Consider the following 13,284-nt stretch of genomic DNA (forward strand, 5'->3'; position numbering starts at 1 on the left):
CATCCGCACATCTTCGGCTATCGCTTGAGCATCCCGAACGCCTTGTCTATAACGGAATTTACCTCGGGCGAAATCTTAAGTACATAATGCGATCCTACAAAAAAAGCCCCCACCAAAACTGATTTCGACGCGATATTGACAATCGGGTGAAAATCGAATTCCCAGTAATAAAACAAGGCGAACGATATCGCCAGTATCGCGAATGAGTACAGCGTTTGTTTGGTAAACGGATAGAGCTTCATCCGGAAGACCACGAACAGCAGTTTCGCCAAATTGTAGAGCGCGACCGATATCAAAGTCGCCAAAGCCGCGCCATCGATGCGCATTTTCGGAATCAGGTACAAATTCAACCCGATCTGGACGACAGCCAGCAAAAGGCCTAAAACCAGTACCGCATTGTAATATTTGGAATTGAAAATGATCGCATTGTTGTTGCCCAAAATCAACTCGAGATATTTTGAAAATCCGATGACGAAAACCGTGAACAACCCTTTGGAATATTCAGGCGGAAGCAACCTGTACATTTGGTTTACATTGACCAAAATCCCGATCAGGACGAGCCCGCCGACGATTTGGAGCGTGATCGAAGTGCGTTTGTAAAAGTCGTTGAGTTCTTCATACTTACCTTCGGCCATCAGTTTGGCAGTGATCGGATAAGCGATCTGGTGCATCGACCGGCTCGGTACCGCAATCACGGTCGCCATGAAAACCGCCACACTGTAGAATGCAATGTTGTCGATGTCGATCATTTTCCCCATCATCATCTTATCGAGATCAAGCAGCATATTGGCCACGCTCCCGGACAAAATAATAAACACCGAATAACGGAACACCGCTTTCCTGTTTACCGGAAAACGCCTGTCAAGCCTGAATTCCCGTATGCGAAAAGCATAAACCATCATGATGGCCGTGATGACCAGATAAATGGCCAGCGTCAGGTTGACGAAACTTCCGGCAGAAATCCAGTCGAAATACACAGCGAAGAGCCCTGCGGTGATCAGGACACGCAGCAGGATTTCGCGGGCGAACGTACCAAAAACCGACTTCAGGTGCACTTTGACCCAAGCATAAAAAATCTCGAAATAGGCCATGCACAGCCCGATAAGCGGGATTTGCCAGAAATAATCAAAGATGATGGGGCTTTTGGTCGAAAAGTAACCCGCAATTTGATCGTATCCGAAATAGCACACGATGAGCAACGGGATCGCCACCACGAGTGGCAACAGCAACAAATAGGTGAGAAACCCGTTTTTTTCCTGTTCGGAGCGATATCCGACAAAAAACTTTACGAGCGTGTTATGGACGCCGAACGCCATCAAGGGCATGATCACGTTACCCGACGACAAAATGAATCCGGTCAAACCGTAAAATTCATCGCCGAGGATTTGCGGGTACATGAACAACGTATTGGCCGCCCCTATCGCAAAACCGACATAGGTAATGAGCGTGTTGCTGATCGACTGTTTGATGACGATGCCCATCAGGAAAGTAGCCCGGCCAGTTTTTGGGTAAGGTTGCGGCGGGAGTATTGTTCGAGTTCGACAGGCTCCACGGTAAGGTTTCCGTCTAGATAGGATTCGTAAAGCGCCAATATCGTCCGTTTGAGCAAGTCCTTCCCGGCGTAGTCGATAAAGATTCCCGTGCTTGTGTTTTCGATGATTTCCGCAAAGTCAGATCCATTCGGGCCAATTGCGACGATCGGTCGGCCGGAAACCATATATTCGAAGAGTTTTCCCGGAATGATGCTTCTCGTGTGTAGCGAATTGATTTCGATAAGCAACAAAACCTGTGAGCTGCGTTGTTGGGCTATCGCTTCATCGTGTGGGACATACCCGAGATTGTTCATGAAATCCTCTAGTTGGTACAGCCGTATCGATTCGAGAACTTCGGGGCTTAACGTTCCTATCAGCTTGATTTCCAGATGATCGGCGAAGCCCGACACTTCGTTGACGATCTCGCTCAGCGTCTGCCATAAAAACAACGGGTTCCGCTCTGAGAGAAGCGAACCGATATGCGCCAGCGAAAACTTGCTATCCAACGTTTCGGCTAACACTTTCTCCTGGTCGAAACCGTTGGTAATGATTTCGATAGGCTTTGTCGTGATCTTGGAAAAATCGGCTTTGGTAGTTTGGCTCGTCACGATAATCTGGTCGGCGGCTTTAAGCACACGTCTCTCCATGCGCTTGTGCTTGAATTCCGAATAGCGCGACAATTTGAGGTCTTTCTGGTAGCCGATGGTCGTCCACGGATCGCGAAAATCCGCAACCCATTTCACGTTCAAGCGCTTCTGTAATTTAATTCCGATAAGGTGCAAACTGTGAGGCGGACCCGTCGTGATGATCGTGTCGATGGCGTGCTCCTGTATGTATCTTTCGAGAAAATGCACCGATGGCCTGACCCAGAAAATACGCGCATCCGGAATAAAAAAGTTGCCGCGAATCCAAAGCGCCACTTTTTCGGAAAAGCTTTGTTTGCTGCTGTTCGGAATGATCCCGGCGCTCATTTTCTTAACTTTGTTCTTGTACAGCATAGACGCAAAACCGTAAGGCTCGAAAATCTTCTTTTTGATGACCGTCAGTTTTGGCGACACCTCTTTGCTGAATGCCTCATCGATTATCGGATAGGTCGGATTTTCCGGAATATACACGACAGGCTCGATCCCAAACTCCGGCAGGTATTTGACGAATTTAAGCCAGCGCTGCACTCCCGGTCCTCCGGCGGGCGGCCAATAATAGGTTATGATGAGTACTTTTTTCAACTCGCCTTTTGCTTCCTTTTGCGTTCGTAAAAAATGCCACCTGCGGCAAGCAACACCATGCCGAGTGAACTGGCGAGCGCGATATAGCCCCCCGTTTTGACGACCTCAGGTTCAAATTTGAATTCAATCGTGTGTTTTCCGGCGGGAACCGAAAGTGCGCGCAACGTGTAATCGGCCCTGACGATGTTGGCTTCCTTGCCGTCGATCGTGGCCTTCCATCCTTTCGGATAGTAGATTTCGGAGAAAACCGCAAAACCGTCGTTGGGATTCTCGCTGATGTATCGGATGTGATTCGAATCGTATTTCACGACGCGTATCGAAGCCGAAGTCGTGTCTTTCGTGAATTCCGAAATATTCACGCCAGGAAATTCGAAAGTATTGACGACGGCCACGTTTTTAGAATCGAGGCTGTCGAGCGCTTTCATTTCCTGGTCGGGCGTTTTTACCGCTTTGATGTTGCTTACGAACCACGCATTTCCGTTGGCTTCGGGATTCGGGATAGCGAACTCCTCCCCTTTTTCATTGGTTTGGATCACATATTTGGTGTTGAGCAAATTCAACACTTCCAGATTATTTTTTGCGATCTGGTATTCGAGAATTTGTTCCATTCGCCTCGGACGCACCGCGCTGTATCCCGACAAAGACTTGTGGAAATACGAGGTTCTCGCATTGTGTATCGCATTGATTTCGAATACGCGGTAATGTGAGGTATCCTGCAAGATCGCCTGATCTACCTGGGTAGGCTCAAACGGGATTTCGACCGCGCGGGCATCAACGAAATCGTCGGCTTCGACATAATTCTTATCGATGAAGAACAGGTCGCCTATCATGATCACGGCGACAATCACGAGTGAAGTGGTTTGGGAAATCTTGTTTCTCAGGTAAAACCATAACGCAAGAGCGGCGGCAATGACCAATACGGACGAGCGAAGCAGATCTGAAGTGTAGAAACGGCTGCGGTCGGACTTCAACGCGTCGACGAACTCTGGCCCGTAATTCTGCAACAGCATCGCATCGCTCCCGCCTCCAAATGTGAATTGTCCTTTCACGACAAACAACAACGCGATGATTCCGAGAAAAACACCTCCTGCTTTGTAAAGATCCTTGACCTTGTTTTCCTTATCGGATGCAAAAAACGATTGCAATCCCATAATTGCCAGGACCGGAATGCAAAGTTCCAACACGACTTGTATAGACGAAACCGCGCGGAATTTGTCGTAAAGCGGCACGTAATCGATAAATAAATTCGTAAGCACAGGGAAATTCTTGCCCCACGAGAGCAATAAAGACAGAATCGCGCCTGCCAAAAACGCATATTTTATTTTCCTGTCGTCTACGAAAAACGCCAAAATCGCCAGGAAGAATACGACAGCGCCAACATAAGCCGGAGCCGCGACGATAGGCTGGTCGCCCCAATAAAGCGGCATGCTGTCAATGCCGTGTTTGGCCTGTTCGGCGGGAACGCCCTGGGAAATCAGGAAGTCGTAAGTATCGCTGTTGGTATCGAGCCTTTCGCCGTTGGAACCTCCGAAAAGGCGAGGCGCGATCAGGTTGAAACTCTCCATGATGCCGTAGCTATACTCGGTGATATAGTCATAGTCCATAGACGAGGTTGTCTCGTTTTTGGATCCGTCGGGCTTAAAGGTGAGTTCGCTTTTACCGCGTATCGAAAAATCCGTGTATTCGGCAGTAGCCAACAAATTCGAAGCATTTGCACCAATGGCGAGCACGCCCGCGACGGCAAATATCCCGAACGAAATGCCAAGCGACCGGAATTCCTTCTGTTTGGCCGCTTTCCAGATGTAGAAAACGACGATCGCCAATAACAGGAAAAGCAAGTAATACGTCATTTGGAAATGGTTCGCATTGATTTCCAGCGCGGCGGCGACCATCGTGAGCAATCCGCCGGATACGTACCGCTTCCTGAAAACAAGCAAAACGCCCGCAACGACGGCCGGCATATAAGCGATCGCATGTGCCTTGGCGTTGTGTCCGACGCCCAGAATCACGATGAGATACGTCGAGAATCCGAACGCCAAAGCGCCGATAAACGCCTTAAGCGGATCGGTTTTCAAGACCAACAGCAAACTATAGAATCCAAGAAAGTAAAGAAAAAGGTAGTCGGCCGGACGCGGCAAAAAGCGCAAGGCATCGTCAAGTGCGCCAATGTAATCGTGTTCGTAATTGGCACCCATCTGGTATGTCGGCATACCGCCAAATGCGGAATTCGTCCAGTATGGCTCCCCTTTGCCCGCAGCGCGGAAGTCGTTTTGTTCCTTGGCCATCCCGGTAAACTGTGCAATGTCAGACTGGAAAAGCTGCTTGCCTTGGAGAACAGGATAAAAATAAACTAAAGAGACGAGCACGAAGCCGACTAACGCCAGCAAGTGCGGATAAAACTTGGAGATTTGCTTCATGACCGATTTTAATTCAGCCCAAAAATAGTCAAAAACGCGGGCTTCACCCAAGCCTTACTTGATTTCCTCATAATCGATGTAATCACCGACCTTTTTAGTCTCGCGGGGCTTGGCCGCATTAGAAGTGTCTATGGTGACTTCGCCTTCCGGCCTGCGATAGGGATCGCGTTGGGCGTTCTGGTATTGGTTGAACTGATCGCGCATGTTTTCCTGGGCATGCTCGACGGCCTTTTTGACCAACATCGGGAAAAACAGGCGAGCGAGAAACCGGAAAATGTAATAGAAAGCTATGATAAAGAAAATCGTGCGTACGAAATTCGGAAAGTTAGCCGTCTCCATTGTGGTGAATTTTTTCCAAAAATAGGAATTTGGGCGCGGTCTGGGCAAAATCCGTTCTTAAATAAATAATAAATTGACATCCCAGAACGCAGACACAGCGAATGAAAAATCAGATTTTTTTGCCTTATTTGGATAAAGTTCAAACGAGTTAAAGTACTTTTGGAAAACATAAAAATTGAAAAACCGGCCTTTATGCTAAGATTGAAAACCTTGTCCGCTTCCGCTTTGTTGCTCGCGACGGCCGCCGCCACGGCACAGTTTACCGATGTGATCAACTCCAACCGTCCCGGCGAATCGATGTCGGCATTCTCAGTAGGAAAAACGGTGCTTCAGGGCGAACTCGGCATAACGGGCGTCAAGGAAGACCACGCCAATCTCGGATGGGATTCCAAAGGCCTTGCCAACGAACTTACGATCCGTTACGGCGCCTTTCTCGAGCAACTCGAATTCATCGGCGAATTCCAGCATCAGTGGGATCGCTTCAATTATCCTGATGTCGGCATAAGCGGGCAAACGCGCAACGCACTCAAAGGATTCAACTTCGGGGCGAAATACCTCGTCTATGATCCGAACAAAAAATATATCGATCGCAAACCGGATTTATACAGCTGGAGAAACAACCACAAATTCAAGTGGAGAAGCCTGATTCCTGCCGTGGGCGTTTACCTTGGCGGAAACCTGACGTTGACCGACAAATTTCCGCTTTACGGCGAGAAAGGATTTTCTGCAAAGGGAATGGTCATCACACAACACCAGTTCGGTCGCTTCGTGCTCGTAACCAACATCATGGCCGATAAATTCGGTTCCAACTACGAAACTTTTGGATACGTGGTCACCGTGACGCGCGGTATCAACGATCGCTGGTCGGTATTTTTGGAGAACCAGGGCTTGCAGTCGGACATTTACGGCGACCTGATCTTCCGCGGAGGCGCCGCTTACCTGCTCGATGGCAACATCCAGCTCGATGTGAACGTCGGGGCCAACGTCAAGGACACGCCTTCGGTACTTCAAGCCGGGATTGGCCTTTCATGGCGTTTCGACGGATTCTACGAAGACGTTCTCGTGCGACTTCCGGGTGAGGAGAAAAACATGAGCAAAGAAGATAAAAAGCGGGAGAAAGAAAAGAACAAGCAACAGAAAAAAGACAAAAAGCGCAAGGACGCCATCGAGAACGAACCCATCGACTGATTCCCATGATTACCATACAAGAAAAAAAGACGAAACAGGAACTCACCGAATTCGTGAAGTTTCCGTTTTCGATTTACAAAAATCATCCGTATTGGGTTCCGCCTTTGATTGTCGAGGAACTGATGTCGTTTGACAAAAGCGTCAATCCCGTTTTTGAATATGCCGAAGCCCGTTTTTACATGGCTTATCGCGATGGAAAGGCCGTCGGACGTGTCGCCGCGATCGTCAATTGGAACGAAGTCAGGGATCTCGATAAGAAAAAGGTCCGTTTCGGATGGTTCGACGTGATCGACGATATCGAAGTCACGAAAGCGCTTTTGGCCAAGGTCGAGGAACTCGGACGCCATCACGGTCTCGAGAATATCGAAGGCCCGATGGGATTCTCTAACCTCGATAAAGTCGGGGCGCTCATTTTCGGCTTTGACCAGATGAGCACGATGATTACGTGGTACAATCACGAATATTACATCGACCACTTCAAAACACTCGGATTCCAGAAAGAAAAAGAATTTGTAGAAAGTCGCTTCGTTTTTCCGAACGAGGAGCAGGTTGCGCCTTATCTAAAGGGAGATGTGCTCATCCGGAAACGCTACAACCTCAAGGTCCACAACCCTAAGACGATTGCCGAGGTCATGCCGTTCATCGACCCTATGTTCGACCTCTTCAACGATGCTTACGCGAAATTGACGTCGTTCGTTGGTATTTCCGACAGGCAAAAGCAATTCTTCAAAGACAAATACATCGACATGGTCAATCCCGAATTCCTCAAGTTCATTGAGGATGAACACGGAAAAATGATAGCTTTCTCGATCTGCATGCCGTCGCTGACCAAGGCGTTGAAGGATTCAGACGGAAGCTTGTGGCCGTTTGGCTGGCTGCGTTTGTGGTGGGCCAAAAAACACACGGACGAAGTGCTGTTTTATCTTATCGGAGTCGATCCTGAATGGCAGAACAAAGGTTTGACTGCCATCATCATGGCCGAATACTTCAGGTCGTTCAAGGCCAACGGCATCAAATATTGCGTCCGCACGCCTGAATTGGACGAAAATAACGCCATCCACAACCTTTGGAAATTCTTCAATTCCCCGGTGACGAAACGACGCGCGACGTTTATTAAGGATTTGTAGTTGGTTTGAAGTTTAAAGTTTAAGGTTTGAAGTTTAAAGTTTAAGGTTTAACGTTTAAGGTTTAACGTTTAAGGTTTAACGTTTAAGGTTTAAGGTTTAAGGTTCGAGGTTTGAAGTTTAAGGTTTAAAGTTCGAGGTTGACGGACGATCGATTAACTTTTTCGCGCGTTACATCTCCGGTCGTTGATTGACCATTCTCTAATTAACTAATTATCTAATCGACTAATTATCTAATTGACTAACTAATTCGCTAATCCGCTAATTCGCTAATTATCAAGGCTCACACTCCGTCATCACCAAAACCAAATTCTTGTCATACTTGACGTCAGCCGGCTTGGTAAACATCATCTTGCCATTTTTTTCGTCCATGTCCCCAATTCCCATTATCATAGAGTTTCCGCTTTTCAAGAATCGGATTTCACGCACCGAGGTCATCCCTTCAGACTGGAACGTATACTCCAATTTCAGCGTATCGCCCACAAATTCCCCTGCGACAGGCCCGTGACTGCTGTCTTTTTCGTAATTTTTGAAGTGAAGGTTTCCGGCGACTTTCGCTCCATCCTGATCGATTTCGAGGGAAATGGTGTCTCTTTGCTGTACGAACGCATAACATTCGTGTATCGAAGCGGCTTCGGGTTGTTTGGCAACGACGGTGTCGTTCGTCTCATCCGATTTATCGGTTTCTTTTTTGCATCCGACAAGGGAAAGCCCGGCGAATGCTGCGGCTAAAGCGTATTTTTTCATAAAACTTGTTTTTTTAAATTTACGGGTTTCTGTAAAACACCTCCGTTAACAAAATCCCAATCACAAAAAAAACCGCCCTAACAGACGGTTTGTTCATTTCATCGAATCATCTAATTATCTAGTCGCCTTCGTCCCGTTCGGCTACGCCTCAGGTCGCTAATTCGCTAATTGACTAATTCGCTAATTCGATAATGACTAATTCGCTAATTGACTAATTATCTAATTCGCTAAATGACTAATTCGCTAATTCGCTAAATGACTAATTCGCTAATTGACTAATTGACTAATTTGCTAATTGACTAATTCGCTAATTGACCAATTCGCTAATTCGCTAATTGACTAATTATCTAATTGACTCATTATCTTTCATCGCTCACATCAACCGTGTGCTTTTGCGCCAACTCCAAATATTTACCGCTTTGAAGCTTCTCCCGGATCGCGTCGAACGCCTTCAATGTTTCTTCTATGTCAGACAACGTATGCGAAGCCGTCGGGATCATGCGCAGCAAGATAATTCCCTTTGGAATGACCGGGTAGACCACGATCGAAAGAAAAATATTGTAATTCTCGCGCAAATCATTCACGAGCATCATCGCTTCCGGAATGCTTCCTTCGAGATAGACCGGCGTCACGCACGTATTGGTGTCACCAATGTCAAATCCGTGGGCTTTCAAGCCGTTTTGCAACGCGTTCACGTTTTCCCACAACTTGTCTTTCAATTCCGGCATCGAACGCAGCATCTCAAGACGTTTCAAAGCTCCTTTTGTGAAAATCATCGGGAGCGCCTTGGCGAACATCTGCGAACGCAAATTGTATTTGAGGTAGTCGATGATGTCCTTGTCGGCGGCGATAAATGCTCCAATCGACGCCATTGACTTGGCGAACGTCGAAAAGTAAACGTCAATCCCATCCTGGCAACCTTGCTCCTCTCCTGCCCCGGCGCCCGTTTTCCCGAGCGTGCCGAAACCGTGGGCGTCGTCCACCAACAGACGGAAGTTGTATTTTTTCTTGAGCTCGACAATTTCCTTGATCTTGCCTTGTTGTCCGCGCATCCCGAAAACACCTTCTGTAATGACCAAAATCCCGCCACCGGTTTCCTGGGCCATTTTGGTAGCGCGTTGTAAATTCTTCTCGATGCTTTCGACATCGTTGTGCTTGTACGTAAAACGCTTGCCCATGTGAAGGCGCACACCGTCTATGATACACGCGTGGGAATCCACATCGTACACGATAATGTCATTTTTCGTAACCAAAGCATCGATCGTGGAAACCATTCCCTGATAGCCGAAATTGAGCAGGTAAGCCGCTTCTTTCCCGACGAAATCCGCCAGTTCGTTCTGCAACTGCTCGTGCAAATCGGTATGACCGCTCATCATGCGCGCACCCATCGGATAAGCCGAGCCGTATTCAAGGGCCGCATCGGCATCTGCCTTGCGCACTTCAGGATGGTTCGCCAAACCGAGGTAGTCGTTGATCGACCAATTCAGGATTTCCTTGCCGTGAAACTGCATCCTCGGGCCCAGATCGCCTTCGAGTTTGGGAAACACGTAATAACCTTCGGCCTGTGAAGCCCATTTGCCCAACGGGCCTTTATTTTTCTGGATTCTTTCAAAAAGATCTTTCACCATATTTCGAGTAGTAAAGGGAACCAATTCAGCGGTTCGCGTGCAAAAATAACTAATTCGCGACAAAAGGAAAACCAATGCCGACGATTAAAATTTATTTTTATGCAGCCATTCCCGCTGTGCGCTACTAGTCCTCGTCATCGGCGGGTTTTTATGGTCGTGCCAAAGCTTCCTGCGGTCGCTTCGGCTCTCCCTGAAAACCATCGCCTGCTTCCTGCGGGCTAACCGCTTCCATCGGGGCTGGGCATCCGAGTAGGTAAGAAGATACGGTCATAAATACGACTCCAATCGCCGCTTCAGCACTTCAACTCCCTTGGTGGCACTCATCGCGATCACTTCAAGATTTTGCAATCCGTCGATAGGCGCCGGATTCGGGTCGATATAAAACACCGGGACGTCAGCCCGCGCATACGAAACAAGACCCGCTGCCGGATATACTTGCAACGATGTCCCGATCACAACCACGATATCGGCCTCTTCGGTCAACCTTACGGCTTCCTCCAAAGCGGGAACTTCCTCCCCGAACCAAACGATATGCGGACGCAACGCAAAACCCTTGTCGTCAGTGTGGCTTGACAGCAAATCACCTTCCCAGTCGAGGATGCGATCAGGATTGGCAACGCTTCTTGCCTTTAACAGCTCGCCGTGGAGGTGAAGTACGTTCGAGCTTCCACCCTTTTCGTGTAGGTTATCTACATTTTGCGTGATGATGTGTACGTCGAACCCGCGCTCGAGGTCAGCCAAACCCGTATGTGCTGCATTCGGCTGCACTTCTTTGAGCTGGCGCCGGCGCTGGTTGTAGAAGTCGAGCACAAGTTCCGGATTGCGCGCAAAACCTTCAGGCGTGGCGACTTCCATCACGTCGTGACCTTCCCACAAACCATCGGCATCGCGAAACGTCTTGATTCCTGATTCGGCTGAAATCCCGGCTCCCGTGAGCACTACGAGTTTTTTCTTCATACGACTAAGATAGTAAACCGATTTGTCACCTGAAAAACCGCGTCGCTTTAAACTTTTGGAATTATCCCGGCATACCGATTTCTTCAAAATAACGTCATTAATTGAAAAAAGCCGCGAATTCGCAAATTCGCGGCTTTGGAATATTCGGATCTTAGTTTTAGGATTCTAACACTTATCTCCGATCGCATCGATTACAACAAGTTATCGACGAGAAAACAATCAATTCGGACTGGCGTCCGCGCCTACATTCGAACTTTCGTTCTCGATTTTCCAGACTCCGTCCTTCAGACGCCATTGCGTCAGGTAAGTCCCGGAAATCTTTTGCCCTTCGGCCGAGCCCGCCCAGATGCCTTTATCTATGGCGACGGTATCGGTGATGTTGACGCTTTTCGATTTGAAATCGGTAAATCGGAAGCCGCCTTTGTGCAGCGTCTGGAAATACGCTACGATGTTGTCGCTTCCGCAGATTTCCTGGCTGATTGCCGGAACGGAACACGCGTTCTCCAGATAGATTGCCTTCACGGCCTCGAACTTTCCGGAGTTGAACGCTTTCATGAAGTCGTCGTTAGTCTCGGCAAGCGCCTTTTCAACCTTTTTGTTCTGGGCGAACCCGCTCGAGCTCACCGTTAGAAATACACCTATCGCCAACAGGATTGGCGACGATAAAATTGCGATTTTTTTCATTGTATTCGTCTTTAAGTTAAACAAGTCCGCCAGCATTTCGGACCATTTTGATCGCGGCCGACCTTCACCTTCCGGGACCGTGGCGTACGCCTGCTGGCCCAGTGCGGCGAAAAGTGCTTTTACCGTAAAGCTTCTTGGCTCGACTTCCGCCGCTTCGATGCGTTGTACCGTCCGGACGGTAACATTGCAGAGATCGGCGAGTTCGGCTTGCGTCATGCCTTTTTCGGCTCGAAGGAAAGCGATCTTTTTTCCTAGTGCTGGCTGTTTCATAATGTTCGACAAAGTTTGTAAAGACTTAAAGATGAACCAAAAATAGTGATTGTCTTTGAGCCGACATTAGGACGACATTTGAAATAAGCCGCGTCAGCAGAGGAATTGTAGCTTTTTTCGGCTATACAAATACACATCAATTTTTGAGTTTGTAAGACCTAACAAATCTTTGAGATTTGTTAGGTCTGCAAAGTTCGGGAACGAAACCTGCAAATGGATACAGTTTTTCTACCTATTTTGTTAATGTTCCCTGGCTGGTGACGTTGAGATTACCCGATATTTCGTTCGCCCGGGATACAGCCCGGATGGCAGCGGTTACCCCGCACCGCCAAAGCGCATTTGGAACATGAGTGCGCGGGCGACCGCAGGAAGCCCGCAGCGCTTATAGTGACAAAGTGCTTTGACGGGAGGAGTAAAAGCGAACAGCCGATTTGGCTGCCAGAAAATCCACCAGTATATTTGCGCCATGATCGATACCGAACTCCTTTACTTCCTCGAATCCATACTGACCGAAGAGCGCAAAGCCCGATTCCTGCAAGTGCTTTCGCGCCGAACGAACCATTTTACGGTCGCGATGGAGGATATTTTCCAGCTTCACAACACCAGTGCGGTAATGCGTTCGTGCGAAGTTTTTGGCATCCAGCAACTCAACGTGGTAGAGGAGAAATATGGCAAAAGCATCGACAAGGAAATCGCGATGGGCGCCGAAAAATGGGTTGACATCAACCGTTTTGCCTCGATACAGGATTGCATTGGCAACCTAAAGGAGAAAGGTTATAAAATTGTCGCTACGACGCCTCATTCCGAAGATTGTACATTGGACGAATTCGACGTCTCGCAAAAGTCGGCATTGTTTTTCGGGACGGAACGCAACGGATTGAGCCAACAGGTGATCGACCAAGCTGACGGTTTTCTTAAAATTCCGATGGAAGGCTTCACGGAAAGCCTCAACATTTCTGTATCGGCGGCGATAATTCTCCAAAACCTGACATCGCGATTGCGCAACGCCGATGTCGACTGGAAATTATCCGAAACTGAAATACTCGAAAAAAGGCTTGATTGGGCGCGCAAATCGATAAAGGACATAGAACGCATAGAGTCCCGGTTTATCGAAACCAAATCGCAACAGTGAAACCTTAAACTTTAAACTTCGAACTTTAAACTTTAAACCT

At 48.1% G+C, this 13,284-nt stretch carries 11 protein-coding genes; 3 read left to right on the forward strand and 8 right to left on the reverse strand.

What is annotated here, in order from left to right:
• Nucleotides 1-17: 17 nt before the first annotated feature.
• Genes HC229_RS03285 through HC229_RS03300 form a run of 4 tightly spaced genes read right to left on the reverse strand, consistent with a single transcriptional unit; the run spans nucleotide 18 to nucleotide 5,514 of the window.
• Entirely contained in the window at nucleotides 18-1,481 is a 1,464-nt protein-coding gene (locus tag HC229_RS03285; protein WP_191018999.1) for a lipopolysaccharide biosynthesis protein, read from the reverse strand.
• Nucleotides 1,481-2,758: a glycosyltransferase family 4 protein gene (locus tag HC229_RS03290; protein WP_191019000.1), complete on the reverse strand. Its 1,278-nt coding sequence runs from the start codon at nucleotides 2,756-2,758 to the stop codon at nucleotides 1,481-1,483. The genes HC229_RS03285 and HC229_RS03290 overlap by 1 nt, the downstream gene beginning before the upstream one ends.
• Nucleotides 2,755-5,175: a YfhO family protein gene (locus HC229_RS03295; protein ID WP_191019001.1), complete on the reverse strand. Its 2,421-nt coding sequence runs from the start codon at nucleotides 5,173-5,175 to the stop codon at nucleotides 2,755-2,757. The genes HC229_RS03290 and HC229_RS03295 overlap by 4 nt, the downstream gene beginning before the upstream one ends.
• Before the next feature lie 54 nt (nucleotides 5,176-5,229).
• On the reverse strand, nucleotides 5,230-5,514 hold the full coding sequence (locus tag HC229_RS03300) for a DUF4834 family protein (RefSeq protein ID WP_191019002.1): 285 nt from the start codon (nucleotides 5,512-5,514) through the stop codon (nucleotides 5,230-5,232).
• A 192-nt stretch (nucleotides 5,515-5,706) separates the two neighbouring features.
• On the opposite strand from HC229_RS03300, the gene HC229_RS03305 reads away from it, so the two are divergent.
• Nucleotides 5,707-6,702 carry a transporter gene (locus tag HC229_RS03305; RefSeq protein ID WP_191019003.1) on the forward strand — a complete coding sequence of 332 codons (996 nt, stop codon included), beginning with the start codon at nucleotides 5,707-5,709 and terminating at the stop codon, nucleotides 6,700-6,702.
• Between the two features lie 5 nt (nucleotides 6,703-6,707).
• Nucleotides 6,708-7,829: a GNAT family N-acetyltransferase gene (locus HC229_RS03310; protein ID WP_191019004.1), complete on the forward strand. Its 1,122-nt coding sequence runs from the start codon at nucleotides 6,708-6,710 to the stop codon at nucleotides 7,827-7,829.
• A 273-nt stretch (nucleotides 7,830-8,102) separates the two neighbouring features.
• Here the strand turns inward: HC229_RS03310 and HC229_RS03315 are convergent, their stop codons facing one another.
• From HC229_RS03315 to HC229_RS03330, 4 genes are all read right to left on the reverse strand, one after another.
• Entirely contained in the window at nucleotides 8,103-8,573 is a 471-nt protein-coding gene (locus HC229_RS03315; RefSeq protein WP_191019005.1) for a hypothetical protein, read from the reverse strand.
• Between the two features lie 359 nt (nucleotides 8,574-8,932).
• Nucleotides 8,933-10,201: an aminotransferase class I/II-fold pyridoxal phosphate-dependent enzyme gene (locus HC229_RS03320; protein ID WP_191019006.1), complete on the reverse strand. Its 1,269-nt coding sequence runs from the start codon at nucleotides 10,199-10,201 to the stop codon at nucleotides 8,933-8,935.
• Nucleotides 10,202-10,468: 267 nt separating this feature from the next.
• The gene (locus tag HC229_RS03325) at nucleotides 10,469-11,158 is read right to left on the reverse strand and encodes an SIR2 family NAD-dependent protein deacylase (RefSeq protein WP_191019007.1); all 690 of its coding nucleotides are present in this window, start codon (nucleotides 11,156-11,158) and stop codon (nucleotides 10,469-10,471) included.
• 219 nt (nucleotides 11,159-11,377) lie between these two features.
• Nucleotides 11,378-12,112 carry a helix-turn-helix domain-containing protein gene (locus HC229_RS03330; RefSeq protein WP_191019008.1) on the reverse strand — a complete coding sequence of 245 codons (735 nt, stop codon included), beginning with the start codon at nucleotides 12,110-12,112 and terminating at the stop codon, nucleotides 11,378-11,380.
• 466 nt (nucleotides 12,113-12,578) lie between these two features.
• Between HC229_RS03330 and HC229_RS03335 the strand changes: the two genes are divergently transcribed.
• On the forward strand, nucleotides 12,579-13,244 hold the full coding sequence (locus tag HC229_RS03335; RefSeq protein WP_191019009.1) for a TrmH family RNA methyltransferase: 666 nt from the start codon (nucleotides 12,579-12,581) through the stop codon (nucleotides 13,242-13,244).
• Nucleotides 13,245-13,284: the final 40 nt, after the last annotated feature.

Source organism: Flavobacterium selenitireducens (assembly GCF_014748335.1).
GTDB lineage: Bacteria > Bacteroidota > Bacteroidia > Flavobacteriales > Flavobacteriaceae > Flavobacterium > Flavobacterium selenitireducens.

Bases quoted from the DNA above. Each gene is read 5' to 3' on its own strand.
- HC229_RS03285 (WP_191018999.1), bottom strand. From the start codon at position 1,481: ATGGGCATCGTCATCAAACAGTCGATCAGCAACACGCTCATTACCTAT.
- HC229_RS03295 (WP_191019001.1), bottom strand. From the start codon at position 5,175: ATGAAGCAAATCTCCAAGTTTTATCCGCACTTGCTGGCGTTAGTCGGC.
- HC229_RS03300 (WP_191019002.1), bottom strand. From the start codon at position 5,514: ATGGAGACGGCTAACTTTCCGAATTTCGTACGCACGATTTTCTTTATC.
- HC229_RS03305 (WP_191019003.1), top strand. From the start codon at position 5,707: ATGCTAAGATTGAAAACCTTGTCCGCTTCCGCTTTGTTGCTCGCGACG.
- HC229_RS03310 (WP_191019004.1), top strand. From the start codon at position 6,708: ATGATTACCATACAAGAAAAAAAGACGAAACAGGAACTCACCGAATTC.
- HC229_RS03315 (WP_191019005.1), bottom strand. From the start codon at position 8,573: ATGAAAAAATACGCTTTAGCCGCAGCATTCGCCGGGCTTTCCCTTGTC.
- HC229_RS03320 (WP_191019006.1), bottom strand. From the start codon at position 10,201: ATGGTGAAAGATCTTTTTGAAAGAATCCAGAAAAATAAAGGCCCGTTG.
- HC229_RS03325 (WP_191019007.1), bottom strand. From the start codon at position 11,158: ATGAAGAAAAAACTCGTAGTGCTCACGGGAGCCGGGATTTCAGCCGAA.
- HC229_RS03330 (WP_191019008.1), bottom strand. From the start codon at position 12,112: ATGAAACAGCCAGCACTAGGAAAAAAGATCGCTTTCCTTCGAGCCGAA.
- HC229_RS03335 (WP_191019009.1), top strand. From the start codon at position 12,579: ATGATCGATACCGAACTCCTTTACTTCCTCGAATCCATACTGACCGAA.